The organism is Pseudomonas fragariae (ex Marin et al. 2024) (assembly GCF_059621105.1).
The window spans coordinates 5,633,916-5,656,536 of the sequence record NZ_CM184369.1 but is presented as its reverse complement, the minus strand read 5'-3'; the positions used below and the strand labels follow the sequence as shown (position 1 = coordinate 5,656,536).

20 protein-coding genes are annotated in these 22,621 nt (G+C 61.6%); 12 read left to right on the top strand and 8 right to left on the bottom strand.

The annotated features are described in order from the left end of the window. Positions 1-18: 18 nt before the first annotated feature. Both AC54XV_RS24595 and AC54XV_RS24590 read right to left on the bottom strand, forming a co-directional pair. On the bottom strand, positions 19-732 hold the full coding sequence (locus AC54XV_RS24595; RefSeq protein ID WP_024659820.1) for a 3'-5' exonuclease: 714 nt from the start codon (positions 730-732) through the stop codon (positions 19-21). Beyond that, positions 729-2,663: a DUF294 nucleotidyltransferase-like domain-containing protein gene (locus AC54XV_RS24590; RefSeq protein WP_024659821.1), complete on the bottom strand. Its 1,935-nt coding sequence runs from the start codon at positions 2,661-2,663 to the stop codon at positions 729-731. The genes AC54XV_RS24595 and AC54XV_RS24590 overlap by 4 nt, the downstream gene beginning before the upstream one ends. A gap of 231 nt (positions 2,664-2,894) precedes the next feature. Between AC54XV_RS24590 and AC54XV_RS24585 the strand changes: the two genes are divergently transcribed. Beyond that, entirely contained in the window at positions 2,895-3,341 is a 447-nt protein-coding gene (locus AC54XV_RS24585) for a response regulator (RefSeq protein ID WP_003402175.1), read from the top strand. Positions 3,342-3,406: 65 nt separating this feature from the next. Here AC54XV_RS24585 and AC54XV_RS24580 read toward each other — a convergent pair whose 3' ends face one another. Next, the gene (locus tag AC54XV_RS24580; protein WP_024659822.1) at positions 3,407-5,584 is read right to left on the bottom strand and encodes a malate synthase G; all 2,178 of its coding nucleotides are present in this window, start codon (positions 5,582-5,584) and stop codon (positions 3,407-3,409) included. Positions 5,585-5,906: 322 nt separating this feature from the next. On the opposite strand from AC54XV_RS24580, the gene AC54XV_RS24575 reads away from it, so the two are divergent. Beyond that, on the top strand, positions 5,907-6,449 hold the full coding sequence (locus AC54XV_RS24575) for a glycine cleavage system transcriptional repressor (protein ID WP_011269179.1): 543 nt from the start codon (positions 5,907-5,909) through the stop codon (positions 6,447-6,449). 197 nt (positions 6,450-6,646) lie between these two features. Here AC54XV_RS24575 and rarD read toward each other — a convergent pair whose 3' ends face one another. Together rarD and AC54XV_RS24565 are read right to left on the bottom strand one after the other, a co-directional pair. After that, complete coding sequence (rarD, locus tag AC54XV_RS24570) at positions 6,647-7,534, bottom strand: EamA family transporter RarD (RefSeq protein WP_003402166.1); 888 nt, start codon at positions 7,532-7,534, stop codon at positions 6,647-6,649. A 530-nt stretch (positions 7,535-8,064) separates the two neighbouring features. Continuing rightward, complete coding sequence (locus AC54XV_RS24565) at positions 8,065-9,039, bottom strand: serine/threonine protein kinase (protein WP_058399249.1); 975 nt, start codon at positions 9,037-9,039, stop codon at positions 8,065-8,067. 193 nt (positions 9,040-9,232) lie between these two features. Here AC54XV_RS24565 and AC54XV_RS24560 point away from each other — a divergent pair, with 193 nt between their 5' ends. From AC54XV_RS24560 to AC54XV_RS24535, 6 genes are read left to right on the top strand one after another with little or no spacing between them, the layout of a single operon-like run. After that, a complete protein-coding gene (locus AC54XV_RS24560) occupies positions 9,233-10,252 on the top strand; it encodes a LacI family DNA-binding transcriptional regulator (protein WP_058399250.1) in 1,020 nt (339 codons plus the stop codon). Then, positions 10,236-11,237 (top strand): ABC transporter substrate-binding protein, encoded by a 1,002-nt coding sequence (locus tag AC54XV_RS24555; RefSeq protein WP_003402156.1) that lies wholly within the window; start codon positions 10,236-10,238, stop codon positions 11,235-11,237. Before AC54XV_RS24560 ends, AC54XV_RS24555 begins: the two co-directional genes overlap by 17 nt. After that, a complete protein-coding gene (locus AC54XV_RS24550; protein ID WP_003402154.1) occupies positions 11,237-12,106 on the top strand; it encodes an ABC transporter permease in 870 nt (289 codons plus the stop codon). The genes AC54XV_RS24555 and AC54XV_RS24550 overlap by 1 nt, the downstream gene beginning before the upstream one ends. After that, the gene (locus AC54XV_RS24545; RefSeq protein ID WP_003316181.1) at positions 12,103-12,897 is read left to right on the top strand and encodes an ABC transporter permease; all 795 of its coding nucleotides are present in this window, start codon (positions 12,103-12,105) and stop codon (positions 12,895-12,897) included. Before AC54XV_RS24550 ends, AC54XV_RS24545 begins: the two co-directional genes overlap by 4 nt. Next, a complete protein-coding gene (locus AC54XV_RS24540) occupies positions 12,894-13,925 on the top strand; it encodes an ABC transporter ATP-binding protein (protein ID WP_496717314.1) in 1,032 nt (343 codons plus the stop codon). Before AC54XV_RS24545 ends, AC54XV_RS24540 begins: the two co-directional genes overlap by 4 nt. Before the next feature lie 25 nt (positions 13,926-13,950). Continuing rightward, positions 13,951-14,784, top strand: coding sequence for a phosphodiesterase (locus AC54XV_RS24535; RefSeq protein ID WP_003402149.1), 834 nt, complete (start codon positions 13,951-13,953; stop codon positions 14,782-14,784). 268 nt (positions 14,785-15,052) lie between these two features. On the opposite strand, the gene AC54XV_RS24530 is transcribed toward AC54XV_RS24535, so the two are convergent. The 3 genes from AC54XV_RS24530 to AC54XV_RS24520 form a co-directional block, all read right to left on the bottom strand. Next, positions 15,053-16,969 (bottom strand): PhoX family protein, encoded by a 1,917-nt coding sequence (locus AC54XV_RS24530; protein ID WP_496718993.1) that lies wholly within the window; start codon positions 16,967-16,969, stop codon positions 15,053-15,055. Between the two features lie 81 nt (positions 16,970-17,050). Further along, positions 17,051-17,815, bottom strand: coding sequence for a TOBE domain-containing protein (locus AC54XV_RS24525; RefSeq protein WP_104652564.1), 765 nt, complete (start codon positions 17,813-17,815; stop codon positions 17,051-17,053). Between the two features lie 135 nt (positions 17,816-17,950). After that, complete coding sequence (locus AC54XV_RS24520; protein ID WP_096127115.1) at positions 17,951-18,685, bottom strand: ComF family protein; 735 nt, start codon at positions 18,683-18,685, stop codon at positions 17,951-17,953. A gap of 90 nt (positions 18,686-18,775) precedes the next feature. Between AC54XV_RS24520 and bioB the strand changes: the two genes are divergently transcribed. The 4 genes from bioB to bioC all read left to right on the top strand — a co-directional run bounded on the left by bioB (position 18,776) and on the right by bioC (position 22,615). Further along, the gene (bioB, locus tag AC54XV_RS24515; RefSeq protein WP_003372416.1) at positions 18,776-19,834 is read left to right on the top strand and encodes a biotin synthase BioB; all 1,059 of its coding nucleotides are present in this window, start codon (positions 18,776-18,778) and stop codon (positions 19,832-19,834) included. Positions 19,835-19,898: 64 nt separating this feature from the next. Beyond that, positions 19,899-21,089 (top strand): 8-amino-7-oxononanoate synthase, encoded by a 1,191-nt coding sequence (gene bioF / locus AC54XV_RS24510; RefSeq protein WP_103360417.1) that lies wholly within the window; start codon positions 19,899-19,901, stop codon positions 21,087-21,089. Beyond that, positions 21,082-21,813 (top strand): alpha/beta fold hydrolase, encoded by a 732-nt coding sequence (locus AC54XV_RS24505; protein ID WP_496717311.1) that lies wholly within the window; start codon positions 21,082-21,084, stop codon positions 21,811-21,813. The genes bioF and AC54XV_RS24505 overlap by 8 nt, the downstream gene beginning before the upstream one ends. Next, entirely contained in the window at positions 21,806-22,615 is an 810-nt protein-coding gene (bioC, locus tag AC54XV_RS24500; RefSeq protein WP_058822071.1) for a malonyl-ACP O-methyltransferase BioC, read from the top strand. The genes AC54XV_RS24505 and bioC overlap by 8 nt, the downstream gene beginning before the upstream one ends. Positions 22,616-22,621 lie beyond the last annotated feature (6 nt).

Genomic DNA, 22,621 nt, shown 5'->3' with positions numbered 1-22,621 from the left:
GCGCTGACGCAGTCGCAGTCAGAACGAATGCGACTGTCTGCGCCTGCGCCATTGCCCGAGTGCTTCCTCCAGCCGCAAGGGGCTGTCGATCTGCTGACGACGGGCGTGGCTGAACAGAATCAGCGCCAGTTCCGCGGTGACCAGCGCATCGGCGCTGGCGTGGTGACGTTGTTCGGCATGCAGGCCAAAGAAACGGGTCCAGTCATCCAGCCCGGCATGACGCAGGTTGGCGTGCTCGCAGAGCATCGGGGCGATTTCGGCGGCGTCGAAAAACGCGTGCTGCAAGCGATAGCCCAGGCTTTCCTTCAAGGCGCGCGACAGCATGTGCTGATCGAATGGCGCATGAAAGCCGAGAATCGGGCTGTCTCCGACGAACTCCATGAAGTCCAGCAAGGCCTCGACCGGCTCACTGCCAGCGGCAATCGCACTGGGCGCCAGCCCATGAATCAGAACGGCCGGACTGATCTTGTGGTCGACGCGCAACAGCGTGCGCTCGAACTCCTGGCCCAGATCGATGGCGCCGTCTTCAATCACCACCGCACCAATGGACAGCACCTGATCGCGGTTCATGTTCAGGCCACTGGTTTCCAGGTCCAGCACGACCCAGCGCTGTTCACGCAGTGATGTGTCACTGAGGTTCGCGCACACCGGCAGTCGTTCAAGGCGCTCCAGTTGGTGCGCGTGCAAGGGTGTCTTTTTCGGCCGTGGTTTGAGCCATTCGAACAAGTTCATAGCTGATAACGCAGGGTCAGGCTGGTTTGCAATCGCTGCGCCTGGCGAAACGATTCGCGCAGAATGCGCCGGTCCAGATGGTTGAGGGTGTCGGGGTCGATGCGGTTGGAATAAGCCAGATTCTGGCGGCTCTGCAGTTGGTGCTGCTGCATGCGGGTCTGCTGAATGAAGTGATAAGCCTCCTCATACGCAGCACCGTCGAGCGGGTCGATGACTTCGCGCTCGACCAGTTGGCGCAGGCGTTCCTGCGTGTTGTTGACGCCGATACCGTTGGCCAGTGCCAGCAGGCGCGCACCGTCGACGAAGGGCGTCAGGCCTTCGACCTTGAGGTCCAGCGTGTCCTTTTCACTGCCTTTGCGGGCCAGCACGAAATCCTTGAAGCGCCCCACTGGCGGACGCTGGCGCAGTGCGTTGTCGGCCATCATGCGCTGGAACAGCCGGTTGTCTGCGACCTGATCAAGAATGCCGCGGCGCAGTTGCTCGACGCCACTTTCATCCCCCCAGACCACGCGCAAATCGAAATAGATACTCGAGGCCAGCAGGTTCTCCGGTGTCGCCTCGCGAATAAACGTCGAGAAGCGCTGCGACCATTCAAGGCGCGACAGGCACAGGTCGGGGTTGCCGGCCATGATGTTGCCCTTGCACAGGGTAAAACCGCACTGCGCCAGGCTCTGATTGATACGTTCGGCGATCGGCAGCAGTGATCGGCGAATCTGCTCTGCCTCTGCTGCATCTCGGGCCTCGAACAGAATGGCGTTGTCCTGATCGGTATGCAGCGTCTGCTCGCGACGGCCTTCGCTGCCAAAGCACAGCCAGCTGAAGGCAATGCCGGGGTCGCCTTTCTCTGCAAGCGTCAGCTCGATCACCCGGCATACGGTGTGGTCGTTGAGCAGGGTGATGATCTGGGTTATCTGGGTTGAAGACGCGCCGTGGGCGAGCATGCGATCGACCAGCTGGACAATATCGCCGCGCAAGCCGGCAAGCGCTTCGATGCGTGGCGCGTTGCGGATGGTCCGCGCCAGGTGCACCAGGTCGACCCGTTGCAGGGAAAACAGATCCCGCTCCGACACCACGCCACACAACCGCCCGTCCCGGACCAGGCAGACGTGGGCGATATGGCGACCGGTCATGGCGATGGCGGCGTCGAATGCACTGGCGTCCGGGCTCAGGTGGAACGGTGACAGGCTCATGGCGTGCCTGACCGGTGCGCTGAAGTCGGCATCCACATCGGCAACCGCCTCACGCAGGTCGCGCAGGGTAAAGATGCCCAGCGGCGCCTGCCGCTCGTCGACAATCACGATGCTGCCTACCTGCTGCTCGTGCATCAGCCGCACGGCGTCGCGCATGGGCGTTTCCGGGCTGCACATCACCGGATGGCGCATGGCAAGTTCACCCAGCCGGGTATTCAGAGAGTACTGCGTGCCCAGGGTTTCGACGGCGCGCTGCTGGACTTGTTGATTGACTTGATCGAGCAGGCTGCTGACACCGCGCAAGGCAAAGTCGCGAAAGGTTGTGGAGAGCGCGAACAGTTTGATGAACGCCTGCTTGTTCAACTGCAGGCAGAACGTGTCCTCGGCAGCCAGATGCTCGGTGCGAGTGGCGCGCTCGCCGAGCAGGGCGGCGAGTGGAAAACACTCGCCCGTGGTTATTTCGAATGTTGTTTCCGTACCGCCTTTGGCAGAATGCGGGCGCTCGCCGACGATGCGACCCTGCTTGACGATGTAAAAGTGCTCCACCGGTCCGTCGCCAGGCTTGATGATGCTTTCACCGGCCGCGTAGAAGCGCAGCTGACACTGCTCGACCAGATACGCCAGATGGGCGTTTTCCATCTGATTGAATGGCGGGAATTTTTGCAGAAACTGCATGGTGCCGTGTATGTTCTGCAGCACGGCTGTCTTGCCTGCCTGGGTGAAAGCATCTGCCTTGCTCATGGCCTGTTCCGCGTTCTTGTTATTGGTGCTCATGGTCGGCCGCTTGCAGCCAGGTGCCCATTGGACGTAAGTCTTACCTTGAACCCCGTGACACCGCCGTGCTGCTTGCGGCATAACTGATTTGACGAGCGCAATGGATTGCGAGCGAAGATTGGCCAGGATGCCGACGAAATGCATCGCAGATTGACCCGTATCTGCTGTCGGATTAGTTCAGGGAATGATGAGACTGCAATGATTGACCACGATATTCTGAGCGACGATGAGCGCGATGCCCTTCATGAGGTCATGCTCACGCCTGCACGTGACGCCCCGCAACGGGTCCTGATCGTTGATGACGACAGCGACGCGCGCGAGCTGCTGGCCGAAATTCTGAGCCTCAATGACATCAGTTGCATGACCGCGCCCGGTGGCGATACGGCGCTGCAGATGATCCACTCGCGTCAGTCCATCGGACTGCTGATCACCGACTTGCGGATGGCTCCTTTTGACGGGCTGGATCTGATTCGCAAGGTTCGTGAGTCGGATCGTGCCGAACTGCCGATCATCATCGTGTCCGGCGACGCCAACGTGCGCGATGCCATCGATGCCATGCACCTGAACGTGGTGGACTTCCTTCTCAAACCGCTCAATACCAAGCAGTTGGTGAAGCTGGTCAAGCGGGAGTTGGGGATAAGTTGAGGCGGTGAGCCCTTGCAGGTTCTGGTCCGGCAAGGACCAGAACCCGCAAGGGGGCGTGCGGCGCGTTACAGGCCGTTGATGGCCTTGAACTCCCGACGGCGGCGGTGCAATACCGGCTCGGTGTAGCCGTTGGGCTGCCGGGTACCTTCGATGACCAGTTCGACCGCCGCCTGGAAGGCGATGTTGCTGTCGAAGTCGGGTGCCAGCGGGCGATACAGCGGGTCGTTGGCGTTCTGGCGATCCACCACCGATGCCATGCGCTTGAGACTCTCAAGCACCTGAGCTTCGGTGACGACACCATGACGCAGCCAGTTGGCCATGTGCTGGCTGGAGATGCGCAGCGTAGCGCGGTCTTCCATCAGGCCGATGTCATTGATGTCCGGCACTTTCGAACACCCCACGCCCTGATCAATCCAGCGCACTACGTAGCCAAGAATGCCCTGCGCGTTGTTGTCCAGTTCGTTCTGGATTTCTTCCGGCGTCCAGTCAGTGTTCGGTGCCAGCGCAATGGTCAGAATGTCATCCACCGAGGCTTGCTCGCGCTGCGCCAGCTCGGCCTGACGGGTGAACACGTCGACTTTGTGATAATGCAGGGCGTGCAGCGCAGCCGCGGTAGGCGAGGGGACCCAGGCTGTGTTCGCACCCGCCAGTGGATGAGCGATTTTCTGCTCCAGCATGGCGGCCATCAGGTCCGGCATGGCCCACATGCCTTTGCCGATCTGTGCGCGACCTTGCAGGCCGCATTTCAGGCCGATGTCGACGTTGGAATTTTCGTAGGCAGCGATCCACTTCTCGGCTTTCATCTGTGCCTTGCGTACCACCGGACCCGCTTCCATGGAGGTATGGATTTCGTCGCCGGTGCGGTCGAGGAAGCCGGTGTTGATGAACACCACACGCTCGCTGGCGGCCTGAATGCAGGCCTTGAGGTTGACCGTGGTACGGCGCTCCTCGTCCATGATCCCGACCTTCAAGGTGTTACGCGGCAAGCCCAGTACCTGCTCGATACGCTCGAACAGTTCGTTGGTGAATGCAGCTTCCTGCGGACCGTGCATCTTCGGTTTGACGATGTACATCGAGCCGCTGCGGCTGTTGCTGCGCGAGGTGTTGCCCTTGAGGTTGTGGAGGGCGGCGAGACTGGTCAGCAGGCCGTCGAGAATGCCTTCTGGCACTTCGTTGCCATGCTTGTCGAGTATCGCATCGATGGTCATCAAGTGGCCCACGTTGCGAATGAACAGCAGCGAGCGACCGTGCAGGGTGACTTCGCCGCCCTCTGGCGTGGTGTAGACGCGGTCCGGGTTCATGGTGCGGGTAAAGGTTTCACCGCCCTTGGACACCGACTCGGCCAGGTCGCCCTTCATCAGGCCCAGCCAGTTGCGGTAGACGACCACTTTGTCGTCGGCGTCCACAGCGGCAATGGAATCTTCGCAGTCCATGATGGTGGTCAGCGCGGCTTCCATGAGGATGTCTTTCACGCCCGCCGGATCGGTCTGCCCGACCGGGCTGGCGGCGTCGATCTGCAGTTCGAAGTGCAGACCGTTGTGCTTGAGCAGCAAGGCAAACGGCGCCAGGGCATCGCCTTGAAAACCGATCAGTTGGGCGTCATCGTGCAGGCCGGTATTGCTGCCACCCTTGAGACTGACGACCAGCTTGCCGTCGATCAGCTTATAAGCTGTCGAGTCGGCATGTGAACCTGCTGACAGAGGCGCTGCCTGATCGAGAAAGGCACGAGCGAAAGCAATCACCTTGTCGCCACGCACCTTGTTATAGCCCTTGCCCTTTTGCGCGCCGCCTGCTTCGCTGATGGCGTCGGTGCCGTAGAGCGCGTCATACAGCGAACCCCAACGGGCATTCGACGCATTGAGCGCAAACCGGGCGTTCATCACCGGCACGACCAGTTGCGGGCCAGCCATGGTGGCGATTTCTTCATCGACGTTTTGCGTGGTGATCTGGAAATCCGCCGCTTCTGGCAGCAGGTAGCCGATCTCCTGAAGGAAGGCTTTGTAGGCCGAGGCGTCGTGAGCCTGCCCGGCATGCGACTGGTGCCAGGCGTCGATTTTCGCCTGTAACTCATCACGTTTGGCGAGCAGTGCCTTGTTCTTTGGCGCAAGGTCGTGGATCAGTTTGTCCGCACCGGCCCAGAACGCAGTGGCATCGACGCCGGTTCCGGGGGTGGCTTCGTTCTGCACGAAGTCGAACAGGACTCTGGCGACTTGCAGGTCACCGACTTGAACGTACTCAGTCATTGCACTTGCCTCACTCTGCTCAGCAGGGTCGAGCACACTCGGGGAGCGCTCTGTTATTGATCCGGGTGTCATGTAGTGCGAAATTCGGGATACTACATGAGCCGCCGTCGCGTGAAAACGTCGCTGAATATGTCACTAAACGACTGGATATTCATATCGGGTCACGATGATAGTCACCGTGTCCCCAAAGGCGCTCAGGATTGTTCCATAAAGCGTGGCAAACGGTACACGATTTACCGCGAGCCAGGTGCCCGTCGGGCATGCCTATACTCGTATGACCGACGCTGTCTCCTAATCATCTGTGCAGAAAGAGGAATTGACCGTGGATCATCTCGTCGTAACGCTGGTTGCTCCCGACAAACCGGGTCAGGTCGAACGCATCTCGAAGTGCATTGCCGAGCACGGCGGCAACTGGCTGGAAAGCCGCATGTCGCGGATGGCCGGACAATTTGCCGGGATCCTCAAGGTCGGCGTCGAGGCCGAAAAGTACGACGACCTGATCAAGGCGCTGAACGGCCTGTCAGCCCATGGCATCCGCATGCTGCTGGCCGAGAGCGTGGTCGAGACGTCCGATACCACCCGGCTGATCAGCATGGAACTGGTCGGCAACGACCGCCCCGGCATCGTGCGCGACATCACCCGTTTGCTGGCCGGGCAGGGCGTCAACGTCGAACACCTGATCACCGACGTGTCCCCTGCGCCCATGAGCAGCGAACTACTGTTCCAGGCCAAAGCAGTGCTGGGCGTCCCGCAGGACTTGTCCCTGGATGACCTGCAGATGGCGCTCGAGACCCTGGCGGATGATTTGATGGTGGAGTTGGTGCTGGGGGCCAAGGAGTCATCCGTTTCGGGTTATCCAAGTTAATCGTGCACCTGCCTGTGGATAACCTGGGGGAATAGCCTTGCGGGCCATACCCGCTGAGGCCTGGCGCGTATTGATCAAAAATTCAACAGTTTCAAGGGCTTGTGCACAGATAAGGTCAGTCTGCCTGTGGATAACCCTTGGAGAACCTCTTGCAGGCCACAGTGGGCGTGGCCTGCAAGTATTTGTGTGTTTTTTGATCAGTGACGGCCGCGGGATTTCAGCCAGATATCCACACTGTAGATCGCCAGCCCGGCCCAGATGAAGGCGAAGGTGATGAGGGTGCTGGTGGTCAGGTGTTCGCCATACAGCAGCACGGCCAGCAGCAGGACCAGTGTGGGCGCGACGTACTGCAGGAAGCCCAGGGTGGTGAAAGGCAAATGACGGGCGGCGGCGTTGAAGCACACCAGCGGTACCAGCGTGACCGGGCCGGCTGCGGCGAGCCAGATGGCTTGAGTCGTGGTCCAGAATTCTGGCTGGACGCTCACGGCCGTCGGGTTGAGCGCCAGCCAGATCAGCGCCAGCGGCACCAGCATCCAGGTTTCGACGACCAGGCCGGGCAGGGCGGCGACCGGGGCTTGTTTGCGGATCAGCCCGTAGAACGCGAAGGTCAATGGCAGTGCCAGCGACACCCACGGCAGGCTGCCGACGTGCCAGACCTGCTGGGCGACGCCAATGGCGGCGAAGGCGACCGCCAGCATCTGCAGGCGTCTGAGGCGCTCGCCCAGTAGCAACATGCCAAGCAGCACGTTGACCAGCGGGTTGATGTAATACCCGAGGCTGGCTTCAAGCATGCGTCCGTTATTCACCGCCCAGACGTAGATGATCCAGTTGCTGGCGATCAGGGTGCCGCTCAGCGCCAGTACGGCCAGTCGTTGCGGGTTGTTGCGCAGGTCGCGCCACCAGCCGGGATGCTTCCAGAACATCAGCACGATCGAGCCGAACAGCGCTGACCAGAGCGCGCGATGGATGATGATCTCGATGGCCGGAACGGCGGCAATGGCTTTGAAGTAGATGGGGAACAGTCCCCAGATGATGTAAGCACTCAGGCCCAGAATGTACCCACGGCGTGGATTGGCAGCTTGCATGGAGCGTCCCTTTAATACAGAAAATTCCGGTTTTATTGTGGGGTGATGCAGTTGATGGTTTTGATCGTACTCACGCTGCAGCGCTCGATGTTATACACAGGTTCGACCGATTCACGACATCTGTGCCGCGCCGCTTGCCCAGGATCGGACGCAGAGCGTCGCACGATAGTTGAGATTATCGTTCCTCACGCTCCAGCGTGGGAATGCCTTGGGTGACGCTCCGCGTCACAGATTTGCGTCGCTCCGCACATTCAGGATCGGACGCAGAGCGTCCAGAACTGCATGCGACGCAGAGCGTCGCACGATAGTTAAAACTGTCCAACTTTCGGGGGGCAGTCCACGGAGCGTCGGCACGATAGTTACAGAACTATCGTTCCTCACGCTCCAGCGTGGGAATGCCGTTCGTGACGCTCCGCGTCACAGATTTGCGTCGCTCCGCACATTCAGGATCGGACGCGGAGCGTCCAGAACTGCATGCGACGCGGAGCGTCGCACGATAGTCGGGGTTATCGTTCTGCACGCTCATCAGGTCAAAACAGTTTTAACGGCTCTTCATTCAGTGCTGCCATCTGCTCGCGCAGGGCCAGGATATGGTCGCCCCAGTAGCGCTCCGTGCCGAACCACGGAAAGCTGTGCGGGAACGCCGGGTCATCCCAGCGCCGGGCCAGCCAGGCGCTGTAGTGCATCAGGCGCAGGGCTCGCAATGGCTCGATAAGCGCCAGCTCGCGTGGGTCGAAATCATGAAATTCGTTGTAGCCGTCCATCAGCTCCGACAGCTGACCCAGACGTTCCTGACGGTCGCCGGCCAGCATCATCCAGATATCCTGAACGGCAGGGCCAAGGCGGCAATCGTCAAGGTCGACGATGTGGAACATCTCGTCGCGGCACATCATGTTGCCGGGGTGGCAGTCGCCATGCATGCGGATGTTGGTGTGCGGTGTGGCCGCGTAAACGTCTTCGACACGCTTGAGCAGGTCGCGGGCCACCGACTCGTAAGCCGGCAGCAGGCTGCGCGGAATGCAGTCGTTTTCCAGTAGAAAGTTGACCGAATCATGGCCGAAGTTCTTCACGCCCAGGGCTTCACGATGGGCGAACGGTTTGGTCGAGCCGACGGCATGCAGACGGCCCAGTAACTGGCCCAGGCGATACAGCTGATCAAGATTGCCCGGCTCCGGCGCTCGTCCACCGCGACGCGGGAACAGCGTGAAACGGAAACCGGCGTGCTCGAACAGGGTGGCGCCGTCGTGCACCATGGGCGCGACCACGGGCACTTCGACCTCGACCAGTTCAGCAGTGAAGCTGTGCTCTTCAAGGATGGCTTCGGTGGTCCAGCGCTGTGGGCGGTAGAACTTGGCGATCAGCGGTTGGCCGTCTTCGATACCGACCTGATACACGCGGTTTTCGTAACTGTTGAGCGCCAGGATGCGGGCATCGCTGAGAAAACCGATGCTTTCGACAGCATCCAGAACCAGATCGGGAGTAAGTGTTGCAAACGGGTGAGCCATGACTACTCCTGCGCGCAGCAGGTTGCCGCGTCGGACCGCTGATGGTAACGCAGACCGGTCCCGCTTCGCCAAACCCATCCGATTAAAGTGCTCAAGGGTCGGATTGTCACCAAACGGTCATCACCCGGTCGCGGTTTGGCCATGTTCGCCGCTTAGAGTTGCCGTCAATGAGATCGATCTCAAGCGAGCGACCATGACTGATCTGAAAGAGGTAGCGCATCTGGCCGGGGTTTCCCGAGCCACGGCGGCACGAGCCTTCGCAAGCCCCGACGTAGTGCGCCTGGAGACCCGCGAGCGGGTATTCGCCGCTGCCCGCGCCCTGGGTTTTCGCCCCAACCGGCTGGGCCGCCAGCTGCGCCTGCAAACCACCAACCTGATTGGCGTGGTGGTGCCCAACCTGCTCAACCCGGTGTTTGCCGAGCAGTTTCAGGCCATGGAGCGGGCGGCGCGGGCGCGGGGCTATAACCTGCTGCTGGCGACCACCGACTACACCGCAGAGCGTGAAAGCGCTGTGGTTGAGGAGTTGTTGCGTCAGCGGGTCGACGGGCTGGTGCTGACGGTGACCGACGCCGAGCACAACCGGGTGCTGCAAGGCCTGATCAATGAAGACACCCCGTTCGTGCTGGCCTATCACCAGACCGGCAATCCGGATTACAGCGCGGTGTCTGTGGATAACCGGGCGGGCATGGCGCTGGCTACTCGATACCTGATCGATGCAGGCCATCAGCGCGTCGCCATGGTCGCAGGCCCGGCCATGCAGTCCGACCGCGCCCGACTGCGTTATGAAGGCTACCGCGACGCCATGGCCGCGTGTGGGCTTGAAGCGCGACCAGTGATTGAGATGCCTGCTCATACAAGCGCCGATTTCGCTGCACTCGAACCCCTGTTACGTGGCCCGGACGCGCCCAGCGCGCTGGTCTGTTCCAACGATTTGCTGGCCATCAGCCTGATTGCCGAATTGCGCCGCAACGGCTGGGGCGTTCCCGAGCGTCTGTCGGTGATCGGCTTCGACGGCATCGCACTCGGCACGCAGATGCACCCGACCTTGTGCAGCGTGGTTCAGCCTATCGCCGAGCTGGCGCATATCGTCATCGACCAACTACTGGCACGGATTGCTGGCGCAGTACCGGTTTCTCATTGTCTGCCGTGCCACATCCGGCCCGGCGAAAGCACCCAGCCCTACCAGGAGATGCTTCATGCTCAGCCTCAGTAAAACCCTCGCGGCACTGCTGTTATGCGGTGCGGCCAGCCTCGCCCAGGCCGCCGAAACCGCCATCTGCTACAACTGCCCGCCCGAATGGGCCGACTGGGGAACGCAGCTCAAGGCGATTGCCGACAGCACCGGTGTCCAGGTGCCGCTGGACAACAAGAACTCGGGCCAGGCGCTGGCACAGATCGTTGCCGAGCAAGCCGCGCCGGTCGCTGATGTGGTGTATTACGGCGTGACGTTCGGCCTGCAGGCGCAGAAGGCCGGCGTGGTCGACACCTACAAACCCAAGCACTGGGACGAGATTCCGGCAGGCCTGAAAGACCCTGAAGGGCACTGGTTCGCCATTCACTCCGGGACCCTCGGCATCATGGTCAACGTCGACGCACTGGGCGGTCTGCCGGTACCGCAAAGCTGGGCGGATCTGCTCAAGCCCGAGTACAAGGGCATGGTCGGCTACCTCGACCCGTCCAGTGCGTTCGTCGGTTACGTGTCTGCGGTGGCGATCAACCAGGCCATGGGCGGTACGCTGGACAACTTTGGTCCGGCCATCGACTACTTCCAGAAACTGGCGAAGAACTCGCCCATCGTGCCCAAGCAAACCGCCTATGCACGCGTGCTGTCCGGCGAACTGCCGATTCTGGTCGACTATGACTTCAACGCCTATCGCGCTCGCTACAAGGACAAGGCCAACGTCGCCTTCGTGATTCCCAAGGAAGGCACCATCGGCGTTCCGTACGTGATGAGCATGGTCGCCAAGGCGCCGCATCGTGCCAACGCCGAGAAGGTGCTGGATTTCGTGCTGTCCGATGAAGGGCAGGCGTTGTGGGCCAAGGCTTACCTGCGTCCGGTGCGCTCGAAGATGCCTGCCGAGGTGGCTGCGCAGTTCCTGCCGGACAGCGATTACGCCCGTGCCGGCGTGGTGGATTACCAGCACATGGCCGCCGTGCAGGAAGCCTTCGCCGCCCGTTATCTGCGTGAGGTGAAGTAATGTCGGCCTCGCCGGAACAAGCGCTGGCTCTGCGCAAGGGCGGATTTTTCAGGCTGCGGCTGCGCCCGACCGCTGCGGTGGCGCTGGCCCCGGCGATGGCCGTATTGCTGGCATTCTGGCTGCTGCCGCTGACCCACTTGATCGTGCTCGGTGCAAAAAGTACCGATGGCAATGCCAGCGGTTACTGGCAGGTCCTGAGCAGTGCTCAGTACCTGGGCAGCCTGGTGCAAACCTGCCTGCTGGCGCTGGTGGTGACGCTCGCAGCGTTGCTGGTCGGCGGCATCAGCGGTGTGTTTCTGGCCCGCAATCATTTCTTCGGACGCTCTGCGCTGGTGGCCTTGCTGACCTTCCCGCTGGCGTTTCCCGGTGTGGTGGTCGGCTTTCTGGTGATTCTGCTGGCTGGTCGCCAAGGCATCTTCGCCGCGCTCGGGCTGCACCTGGCGGGCGAGCGCTGGGTGTTCGCCTACTCGCTGACCGGGCTGTTCATCGGCTATCTGTATTTCTCGATTCCGCGCGTGATTCTGACCGTCATGGCGGCCTGCGAAAGCCTGGACCGCAGCCTTGAAGAAGCCGCGCATTCATTGGGTGCCGGTCATTGGCGGGTGGTGTGCGATGTGATCGTTCCGGGGCTGGCGCCCGCGCTGGTGTCGTGCGGCGCGATCTGCTTCGCCACGTCGATGGGCGCCTTCGGCACCGCCTTTACCCTGGGCACGCGCCTGAACGTCACGCCGGTAGCGATCTACAACGTGTTCACCAATTACGCCAACTTCACCGTGGCCGCCGCGCTGTCAGTCATCCTCGGGCTGGTGACGTGGGCAGTGCTGTTGCTGGCACGTCGTATGGTCGGTAAATCGGGAGTTGTCCTGTGAAACGTTCACCGCTGTTCGTGGCGCAACTGGCGTTCACCCTGTTGGTCTGTGCGTTCATGCTGGTGCCGGTGGTGCTGTCGCTGCTGGCCGGCCTGACGCGCAATTATTTTCTCGGTCTGTCGAGCGGTCTGACCTTCGACTGGCTGGTGCAGGTCTGGCAGGCCTATTCACCAACCGTCTGGCTGTCATTGCAACTGGCCGTGGCGTGCGCGATCTGCGTGTGCCTGGTGGGTGTTCCAGCCGCGTATGCACTGGTGCGCATGAACAATCGCTTCAGCCGGGCCTTCGAGGAATTGATGGTCTTGCCCGTCGCCATGCCCGGTCTGGCCAGCGCCCTTGCGTTACTGCTGACCTACGGCCAGTTCGGCGGCTTTCGCAGCAGTTGGTTGTTCATTCTGGTCGGCCACGTGTTGTTCACCCTGCCGTTCCTGGTGCGCCCGGTCATGGCGGTGATGCAGCGTCAGCAACTGCCGGTGCTCGAAGAGGCGGCCGCCAGTCTGGGCGCCGGGCCGATCAAGCGTTTCTTCAGTGTGGTGGTGCCTAACTGCCGCGCCGGGATTCTCGCTGGCGTGCTGATGGTCGTGACCCTGTCGCTGGGCGAATTCAACCTGACCTGGATGTTGCACACGCCGATGACCAAAACCCTGCCGGTGGGTCTGGCCGACAGCTACGCCTCGGCCCGACTGGAAGTCGCCAGCGCCTACACCCTTCTTTTTCTGTTGCTGATTGTGCCGCTGCTGATTGCGTTGCAGGCCATCAGCGCGCGTCTTGCCCGTGGAGAGAGCCGATGAGCGGAACCACCATTCGCCTGAAAGGCTGCCGCAAGGCATTTGCCGACGGCACCGTTGCTGTAAAGGATCTGCACCTGACCATCGAACCCGGCGAAACGCTGGCGATCCTCGGTCCGTCCGGTTGCGGCAAGACCACCACCTTGCGGCTGATTGCCGGGCTTGAACGCCCGGACGTCGGCCAGGTGCTCTTCGATGATCAGGACGTGACACGTCTGCCCATCGAGCGGCGCGACGTGGGCATGGTGTTTCAGAACTACGCGTTGTTTCCCAACCTCGATGTGGCCGGCAATATCGTTTACGGCCTGAAGATTCGTGGTCTGTCGGCTGCCGAGCGTAACAAGCGTTGCGATGAGTTGCTGGAACTGGTCGGTTTGACCGGCCACGGCAATCGCCGCGTCAACGAGCTGTCTGGCGGTCAACGGCAACGGGTCGCACTGGCCCGGGCACTGGCGCCGCGTCCCCGGGTGCTGTTGCTCGACGAACCGCTGGCAGCAATGGATGCGCAGTTGCGCGAGCGCTTGCGCAGTGAGCTGGACCAGCTGCTGCGCGGGCTGGGCATCACCTCGGTGTTCGTCACTCACGATCAGGGCGAGGCAATGGCCCTGGGCGACCGGATTCTGGTCATGGAAAAAGGTTGCGTCTCGCAATTGGCGACGCCGAGGGAAATCTATCAACAGCCTGCCAATGCGTTCGTCGCCGGGTTTGTCGGCAATCTGAATGCGTTCAGTGTGGTCGAGCGCACCACCTCAGGCCTCAAGGTGAGCGGTGGCGAGCTGCCGTGGCACGGTGCTGACGTACCGGGCACTGTTTACTGCCGCCCCGAGCACCTGCGTTTGATGTCTGGAAACGGCCATCTTCATGGGCGCCTGGTCGGGCAGTTTTTTCAGGGCGCGCAAAGTCGCTTGCTGGTCGATGTCGGTGGCCCGCAGCCGCTGCTGGTGGACAGCACCGACAACGTGATTTACGCCGCCAACGCAGTCATTTCCCTGAGTGTCGACCCGCAAGTGCTGTTTACCCTGCATTCGTGAAACCGTTTTTCGTAGAGAGATTATTTTGAATCGTCCGTTTCTTATTGCCCAGATCAGTGACCTGCACCTCAAAGCCGACGGGCGCCTGACCTATGGCGTGGTCGACACCCTGGGGGCGTTGCGCCGCGCTGTCGCGCACATCAATGCCAGCAAGCAGCGCCCCGACATCGTGGTGATCAGCGGTGACCTGGTGGACTTCGGTCGCGAGGACGAATACGCCGTGCTCAAACCCGAACTGGAACGTCTGCAGATGCCGTTCTATCTGGTGCCCGGCAATCATGACGATCGACACAACCTGCTGGCTGCGTTTGCCGAGCAGGTGTACCTGCCGTTGTCGGCCAGCGGGCCTCTGGACTGGGTGGTGGAGAAATACCCGGTGCGCCTGATCGGCATGGACACGACCATTCCCGGCGAGCATGGCGGGCAACTGGATTACTGTCAGCTGGACTGGTTGCACGCGCAGCTGTCCCGTCGTCCTTATGTGCCGACCGTGATCGTCATGCACCATCCGCCGTTCATTACCGGCATAGGGCACATGGACCGCGAGCCCTTTGGCAATGCATCGGCGCTGGAGCGTGTGATCGCCCAGCATCCGCAGGTGGAGCGTTTGCTGTGCGGACATCTGCATCGACCGATGCAGCGACGTTTCGGCGGCAGCCTGGCGAGCATCTGCCCGGGCACCTCACACCAGATCGTCCTCGACCTCGACGAAGCCGCGCCTGCGCATTTCAACCTCGAACCGGCAGGCTATGTGCTGCACCGCTGGCAATCGGAGCAGGGGTTTGTCAGCCATAACGCCGTGTTCGGCGACTATGAAGGGCCGTACCCGTTCTACGATGTGAACGGGTTGATCGACTGACTGATTGCTCATCGTTCCCACGCTCTGCGCCCGGCGTGATACTCAGGTCTTGATGAGCCCTGAAAGCGGGGCTCGACGCGCAGTATCAGGCGGAGTAAAGATCCTTGTGGGAGTGAGCTTGCTCACGAAGACGGTGTTTCAGTCGATGCATTTTCGACGATCATACAGCCCTCTTCGCGAACACGTTCGCTCCCACGGCCTCCGGCCAGAATCAATAGCAGACCTTTATATAACGATGAGCGATCTGCGTCCTCTTCCTGATTGCCGATCAGGCGCCGATAACGCCGCCATCTTCCCGGGTGATGACCATCACCGATGAGCGCGGTTTGCCGTTGGGCAAATGCTCGGGGAAGGTAGAGCCGCCGTTCTCACCGGGATGCTGGATGCCGATAAACATCGTCCGGTAGTCGGGCGCGAAGCTGATACCGGTGATTTCGCAACCGACCGGCCCGACCAGAAAGCGGCGGATCTCGCCGCTGGCCGGATCGGCGCAGAGCATCTGGTTGTTGCCCATGCCAGCGAAGTCGCCCTTGTTACTGGAATCGCCATCGGTCTGGATCCACAGCCGACCCGACCGATCGAAACTCAGCCCGTCCGGGCTGTTGAACATGTTCTGCGCGTTGATGTTGCTTGACCCGGCCTGTGGCGTACCGGCATGCACAGTCGGGTTGCCCGCGACCACAAACAGGTCCCACTCGAACGCCAGCGCCGACGCATTGTTGCCGCCTTCGCGCCAGCGCAGGATCTGCCCGTACTGGTTCTTGGCGCGTGGATTCGGCCCGCCGACAGGTTGACCTTCTTCGCCACGCTTGCTGTTGTTGGTCAGGGTGCAATACACCTGGCCATCCTTGGGGCTGACCACGATCCATTCCGGACGGTCCATGCGCGTGGCCTTGACCACACTGGCGGCCAGCCGTGCATGAATCAACACCTCAGCCTGATTAGCGAAACCGGCAGCAGCATCGAGGCCGTTCTTGCCATGTTTCAGTTCGATCCACTGGCCATTGCCCTTTGGATGATCCGGGTTGCCGTTGCCTGCGTCGAATTGCGCCACGTACAAGGTGCCGTGGTCGAGCAGGTCGCGGTTGGCTTTCGGGTTCTTGCGATTGATCCGGTCGCGGCTGATGAATTTGTAGATGAACTCGCCACGCTCGTCGTCGCCCATATACACCACGGCGCGCCCGTCCCTGGTTTGCGTGAAGGCGGCGTTTTCGTGTTTGAAACGCCCGAGCGCCGTGCGCTTGACCGGCGTCGAGTCGGGGTCGAACGGATCGATCTCGACCACCCAGCCATGACGATTGACCTCGTTGGGGTTCTTCGCCACGTCGAAGCGCGGGTCGTGCGGGTGCCAGTTGATCTCTTTGCTGGCAGCCACGACGCCATAGCGCTTCATGCCCGCATCGAATGTCTGCTCCGCGTTGCTGCTGCCGAAGCAGTCGGTGAAGTTCTCTTCGCAGGTCAGGTAAGTGCCCCACGGTGTCTGGCCACTGGAGCAGTTCTGGAAAGTCCCCAGCACGCGGGTGCCGGTCTTGTCGGCGTCAGTCTTGAGCCAGTCGTGACCGGCCGCCGGGCCACTCAGCCTGATCGGCGTATTGCCATGCACGCGACGGTTGTAACGCGAGTCCTGCACGAACTGCCATTTGCCGTTTTTCTGCTGTATCTCGATCACTGACACGCCTTCTGCGGCGAGTGCCTTGCGGACTTCTTCAGCCGATTGCGGCTCCTTGCCATGCTCGAAGAGGTAGCGGTAGTTGGTGTATTCGTTGTTGATCGCCAGCAAGGCACGGTCTTTGCGACCCGGCATCGGGAACAGGCACATGCCGTCGTTGTTGTCGCCGAACTGCACCTCCTGAGCCTGGGCGGTACCCTTGCCACTCGGGTCGAACGCCGGACCGCCCGCGCGCAGAGGCTGGCCCCAACTGATCAGTACCGAGGATGTGTAACCTGCCGGCAGGCTGATGCTGTCGGCGGTGGCAGCAGGAATGCTCTGGAAGCCGAGCAATCTGCCAGACGCCGCGCTGACGCTGTCCGCCAGGACGGTGCGGCTGAGCAGGTTGCCGCCCAGGAACATCGCCGCGCCACACAGGGCAACGGCGCTGATGAAACCGCGGCGGGTGAGGCCGACCTTATCGTCGCCGACCATGTTTTCCAGATCGGTGGTTTGGTTTTCTTCTAATAGTTTCATCATCACGGCTCCCTCGAATATGGCAGCCACCTTAGTGCGCGCATATGACGAAATTGTGTCGTGGTGATGACCTGCCAGCGCTTACAGCGGTATGCCCAGCAACACCAGTGAAGCCGCGAATCTTGCCTGCACCGTGACGCCGGTTTTCAACTGCTGTGCACGCAGGTGCTCAGGTGTCGCCAGGGCGCACAGCGTCTGGCCGCCGGGGAGTGTGATGCGTACTTCGCTTGGGCCATCTTCAGCGTCGGTCACACTGTCGATTCGGCCGGTCAGGGAATTGTTTCCATTTGTTTCTTCGCTGCTGTCTGCGTGCAGTTCCAGCCAGCCGGCCTTGATCAGTGCAACCACTTCCGTGCCGTTCTCCAGCTCCAGACGCAGCGTGCTGTCATGGGTGACCTGTGCTTCGATAAATACCTCGTCGGCCAGTTGCAGGCGAACCTGATCGTTGTGCCCCTGACGCGTGATACTGACGATCCGCCCCAGCAACTGGTTGCGTGCGCTGGTGCGCATGGTCAGACGATTGAGCAGGTCGAGGTCGCTGCTGTCTTCGGCGGCTTCCAGCACCTGGGCCTGCAAGGCCTGAACGCGCTGATAGAGACGCAGCACTCGCTCGCCCTCGACCGACAACTTAGCGCCACCACCGCCGCGCCCGCCGACACTGCGCTCTACCAGCGGTTTTTGCGCCAGATTGTTCAGCTCGTCGATCGCGTCCCAGGCCGCCTTGTAACTCAGCCCTGCGCTTTTCGCCGCACGGGTGATCGAGCCCTGTTCGGCAATATGCTGCAGCAGCGCAATGCGTTGCGGGCGGCGGACCATGTGTTGCGTGAGTAAGGGAGGCAGGGACATGGTGATCCGGGGTGGTCGAGTAGGAGAGGGCAGTATGATCGCTCTTGTGCATGACGTCGAAACCGGACGCGGAGCGTGGTCCGCGCTACCACGCGGAGCGTGGGAGCGATGAGAACATTAGCCCGCAGCGCCCCATCAATCCCCCGGCCTGGGCGTCCTCGCCAGGCAATACACATCCACCCGCCGCGCACCGGCGGTGTTCAATAAACCTGCAATGACCTCTGCTGTCGAGCCGGTGGTCAGAACGTCATCGACCAGCGCCAGGTGCCGGCCTTTTACCCCGTCGGGATCAATCAGGGTGAAAGCACCGCGCAGGTTGCGTTTGCGGGCCTTGGCGTCCAGGCCCTGTTGCGCGGTTGTCTCGCGGCTGCGCAACACATGCCCTTCGTCGACAGGCAGTTGCAGCTGTTTACCCAGCCAGCCGGCCAGCATTGCCGCCTGATTGTAGCCGCGCTGGCGCAAGCGTTTGTTGGCCAACGGCACCGGAATGAGGCAGTCGGGACGTGGCAGGTCTTCCTCGAAACGATGCTGCAGATAGTGCGCGCACAGTTCCGCCAGCAGTCGTCCCATGGGCCATTTACCGTTATGTTTGAAGCGGGTGATCAAACCGTCGACCGGGAAATCGTACAGCCAGGGCGCGATGACCTGGGTAAAGCCGGGCGGTTGCTTGCAGCATTGCGCGCAGCTCATGCCTGAACGGGGTAACGGCAGCGCACAGCACTCGCAAGCGTTGCCCAGCCACGGCAGCTCTGCTTCGCAGGGCACGCAGATGGGCGCGGGCACCTCACTGCGTTCATCACATAACAAACAGGATTGTTTGTTTTTTAACCAGATGTAAACCTCGTGCGGGTAGCTGGGTTGACAGCGCATGACTCTTCCTTAAATATGCCCGACATCCGTGTAGCGAGTGGGGTCTTTCCCGCCCTCGCGCATTGCCCAGAAACACCAAGGAGCCGCCCGATGAGCGCCAGCACCACCGCCACTTTGCGTCACGACTGGACTTTAGCCGAGGTCAGGGCGCTGTTCGTACAGCCATTCAATGACCTGCTGTTTCAGGCGCAAACGGTGCACCGCGCTCATTTCGACGCCAACCGCGTGCAAGTCTCCACGCTGCTGTCGATCAAGACCGGCGCCTGCCCGGAAGACTGCAAGTACTGTCCGCAGTCCGGCCACTACAACACCGGTCTCGAGAAAGAAAAACTGCTGGAAGTGCAGAAGGTGCTTGAAGAAGCCGCGCGCGCCAAGGCCATTGGCTCGACGCGCTTTTGCATGGGCGCAGCCTGGAAGCATCCTTCCGCCAAGGACATGCCTTACGTGCTGGAGATGGTCAAAGGCGTTAAAGCCATGGGCATGGAAACCTGCATGACCCTGGGCCGCCTCGATCAGGAACAGACCGAAGCGCTGGCCACCGCGGGGCTGGATTACTACAACCACAACCTCGACACTTCGCCGGAGTTCTACGGCAGCATTATCACGACCCGTACCTACAGCGAACGCCTGCAAACCCTGGCTTATGTGCGCGATGCGGGGATGAAGATCTGCTCCGGCGGCATTCTGGGCATGGGCGAGTCTCTCGACGACCGCGCGGGGCTGCTGATTCAGCTGGCGAACCTGCCGGAGCACCCGGAGTCGGTGCCCATCAACATGCTGGTCAAGGTTGCCGGTACGCCGCTGGAAAATGCTGAAGATGTCGACCCGTTCGATTTCATTCGCATGCTCGCCGTGGCACGTATTCTCATGCCGAAATCCCACGTGCGCCTGTCTGCCGGTCGCGAAGCGATGAACGAGCAAATGCAGGCGCTGGCGTTCTTCGCCGGGGCCAACTCGATTTTCTACGGCGACAAACTGCTGACCACCGCCAACCCGCAAGCCGACAAGGACATGCTGCTGTTCTCGCGTCTGGGCATCAAACCCGAAGCGGGCGAAGGGCACGCCGACGAAGTGCACCAGGCCGCTATCGAACAGGCGCTGGTCGAACAGCAAAGCAGCTCGATGTTCTACGACGCTGCCTCTGCCTGATCCGTTGAACGGGCTGGCATGTTCCGGCCCGTTTTGAATTGTCATCTTCCGGACCGGGGCCTGCATGTCTTTCGATCTCCGCGCGCGCCTTGATGCCCGTCGCGCCGCACACCTCTATCGCCAGCGTCCGCTGCTGCAAAGTCCGCAAGGGCCGCAGGTCATCGTCGACGGCCAGCCGTTGCTGGCGTTCTGCAGCAACGATTACATGGGGCTGGCCAATCATCCCGAGGTGATCGCTGCCTGGCAGGCGGGTGCCGAGCGCTGGGGCGTGGGCGGCGGGGCTTCGCATCTGGTCATCGGCCACAGCGCGCCGCACCACGAGCTGGAAGAAGCGCTGGCCGAGCTGACCGGTCGTCCGCGCGCCCTGTTGTTCTCCAATGGCTACATGGCCAACCTCGGCGCGGTGACCGCGTTGGTCGGGCAGGGCGATACGGTGCTGGAAGACCGTCTCAACCACGCCTCGCTGCTGGATGCCGGTCTGCTCAGCGGTGCACGCTTCTCGCGCTATCTGCACAACGATGTGAGCAGCCTGGAAGCCCGGCTGGAAAAATCCGTGGGCGATACCCTGGTAGTGACAGACGGGGTGTTCAGCATGGACGGCGACATCGCCGATCTGCCCGCGCTGGCCCGTTCGGCGAAGGCCAAAGGGGCCTGGCTGATGGTGGATGACGCTCACGGCTTCGGCCCTTTGGGTGCCAACGGCGCCGGTATCGTCGAGCACTTCGGCCTGAGCATGGATGACGTGCCCGTGCTGGTCGGCACCCTGGGCAAGTCGTTCGGCACTTCCGGGGCGTTCGTGGCCGGCAGTGAAGAACTGATCGAAACCTTGATCCAGTTCGCCAGGCCTTACATTTACACCACCAGCCAGCCGCCCGCGCTGGCCTGCGCCACCTTGAAAAGTCTGCAGTTGCTGCGTACCGAGCATTGGCGTCGCGAGCATCTGACGCGCCTGATCCAGCAGTTTCGTCGCGGTGCCGAGCAGATCGGGCTGCAATTGATGGACAGCTTTACCCCGATCCAGCCGATCATGATCGGTGATGCCGGTCGGGCGTTGCACCTCTCGCAGTTGCTCCGCGAGCGTGGTCTGCTGGTCACCGCCATTCGCCCGCCCACCGTGCCTGCGGGCAGCGCGCGGCTTCGTGTGACATTGTCTGCCGTGCACAGCGAAGCGGACGTGCAGCTATTATTGAACACTCTGGAGCAGTGCTACCCGCTGCTGGATGCCAGCCACTCCTCGGAGCCTGTTCATGCGTGATCGTCTGATTCTGTTGCCAGGCTGGGGCCTTGGCGTTTCGCCGCTGGAGCCGCTTGCCGCTGCGTTGCGCGGACTGGACGAGCACTTGCGGGTTGAAATCGAGCCGTTGCCGGATATCGACAGTTGCGATTTGCCAGACTGGCTCGACGAGCTGGACACCAACCTGCCAGACGACGCCTGGCTGGGCGGCTGGTCATTGGGTGGCATGCTCGCGGCTGAACTGGCAGCGCGTCGTGGCGACCGTTGCTGCGGGTTGCTGACGCTGGCCAGCAACGCCTGCTTCGTCACCCAAGGGGCGTGGCCGAATGCGATGCCCGCGCAGGATTTCGAGGCATTTCTGGCAGGTTGTGCTGATGATCCGGACCTGACCCTCAAGCGTTTCAGCCTGCTGTGCACGCAAGGTGCAGAAGACCCGCGCGGTCTGGCACGGCTGCTCAAGGCCGGCGCGCCGCACCTGTCGAAAACGGCGTTGCTCGACGGCCTGAAAATACTCCGGCAACTCGACACCCGCAGCGCGCTGCAAACCTATCGTGGCCCGCAACTGCACCTGTTCGCCGGGCTGGATGCCTTCGTGCCCGCCGAGGCAGCAGGTGATCTGCTGGCCTTGTTGCCGGATGTCGAAGTGGGCCTGATCGAGCAGGCCAGTCATGCATTCCTGCTGGAAAACCCTCACGGGGTAGCGGCCGCGATCTACGCCTTTCTGCACGAGCTGGACGATGACTGATCTTTCAATCCCCAAACCACCTTCTGTTTTGCCTGACAAACGTCGGGTCGCTGCGTCGTTTTCCCGCGCTGCAGGCAGTTATGACAGCGTTGCCGAACTGCAGCGCAACGTCGGTAATGAGCTGCTGGCGCGTCTGCCTGCGCAATGCAAGCCGTCTCGCTGGCTGGACCTGGGCAGCGGCACCGGCTATTTCAGCCGGGCGCTGGCGCAGACGTTCAGTGGCAGCGAAGGTATTGCACTGGATATCGCCGAAGGCATGTTGCGTCATGCCCAGCCCTTGCGCGGCGCACAGCACTTCGTTGCGGGTGACGCCGAGCATCTGCCGCTGCGTGAGCAGAGTTGCGGGCTGATTTTTTCCAGCCTCGCGGTGCAGTGGTGCGCCGATTTCGCTGCAGTGCTCAGTGAAGCTCGCCGCGTATTGCAGCCAGGCGGCGTATTCGCTTTTGCCAGCCTGTGTGTCGGCACATTGTACGAACTGCGCGACAGCTGGCAGGCCGTGGACGGGCGGGTGCATGTGAACCGCTTTCGTCATGAGGATGACTATCGCCAGCTGTGCGCGGCGAGCGGCCTGCAAGTGCGCAGCCTCGACGTTCGCCCGCAGGTGCTGCATTACCCGGACGTGCGCAGCCTAACGCACGAGTTGAAGGCGCTCGGTGCGCACAATCTCAACCCCGGACGCCCCAATGGCCTGACCGGGCGCGAGCGGATCATGGGCATGGTTCAGGCCTATGAAGGCTTTCGCCAGGACGCCGGGCTGCCCGCCACCTATCAAGTGCTGTACGCGGTGCTTGAAAAAAACTGATGGACT

What these genes read in the sequence shown, in the direction of transcription:
- AC54XV_RS24595 (WP_024659820.1), bottom strand. Translation starts at nt 732, where the DNA reads ATGAACTTGTTCGAATGGCTCAAACCACGGCCGAAAAAGACACCCTTG.
- AC54XV_RS24590 (WP_024659821.1), bottom strand. Translation starts at nt 2,663, where the DNA reads ATGAGCAAGGCAGATGCTTTCACCCAGGCAGGCAAGACAGCCGTGCTG.
- AC54XV_RS24585 (WP_003402175.1), top strand. Translation starts at nt 2,895, where the DNA reads ATGATTGACCACGATATTCTGAGCGACGATGAGCGCGATGCCCTTCAT.
- AC54XV_RS24580 (WP_024659822.1), bottom strand. Translation starts at nt 5,584, where the DNA reads ATGACTGAGTACGTTCAAGTCGGTGACCTGCAAGTCGCCAGAGTCCTG.
- rarD (WP_003402166.1), bottom strand. Translation starts at nt 7,534, where the DNA reads ATGCAAGCTGCCAATCCACGCCGTGGGTACATTCTGGGCCTGAGTGCT.
- AC54XV_RS24565 (WP_058399249.1), bottom strand. Translation starts at nt 9,039, where the DNA reads ATGGCTCACCCGTTTGCAACACTTACTCCCGATCTGGTTCTGGATGCT.
- AC54XV_RS24560 (WP_058399250.1), top strand. Translation starts at nt 9,233, where the DNA reads ATGACTGATCTGAAAGAGGTAGCGCATCTGGCCGGGGTTTCCCGAGCC.
- AC54XV_RS24555 (WP_003402156.1), top strand. Translation starts at nt 10,236, where the DNA reads ATGCTCAGCCTCAGTAAAACCCTCGCGGCACTGCTGTTATGCGGTGCG.
- AC54XV_RS24550 (WP_003402154.1), top strand. Translation starts at nt 11,237, where the DNA reads ATGTCGGCCTCGCCGGAACAAGCGCTGGCTCTGCGCAAGGGCGGATTT.
- AC54XV_RS24540 (WP_496717314.1), top strand. Translation starts at nt 12,894, where the DNA reads ATGAGCGGAACCACCATTCGCCTGAAAGGCTGCCGCAAGGCATTTGCC.
- AC54XV_RS24530 (WP_496718993.1), bottom strand. Translation starts at nt 16,969, where the DNA reads ATGAAACTATTAGAAGAAAACCAAACCACCGATCTGGAAAACATGGTC.
- AC54XV_RS24525 (WP_104652564.1), bottom strand. Translation starts at nt 17,815, where the DNA reads ATGTCCCTGCCTCCCTTACTCACGCAACACATGGTCCGCCGCCCGCAA.
- AC54XV_RS24520 (WP_096127115.1), bottom strand. Translation starts at nt 18,685, where the DNA reads ATGCGCTGTCAACCCAGCTACCCGCACGAGGTTTACATCTGGTTAAAA.
- bioB (WP_003372416.1), top strand. Translation starts at nt 18,776, where the DNA reads ATGAGCGCCAGCACCACCGCCACTTTGCGTCACGACTGGACTTTAGCC.
- bioF (WP_103360417.1), top strand. Translation starts at nt 19,899, where the DNA reads ATGTCTTTCGATCTCCGCGCGCGCCTTGATGCCCGTCGCGCCGCACAC.
- AC54XV_RS24505 (WP_496717311.1), top strand. Translation starts at nt 21,082, where the DNA reads ATGCGTGATCGTCTGATTCTGTTGCCAGGCTGGGGCCTTGGCGTTTCG.
- bioC (WP_058822071.1), top strand. Translation starts at nt 21,806, where the DNA reads ATGACTGATCTTTCAATCCCCAAACCACCTTCTGTTTTGCCTGACAAA.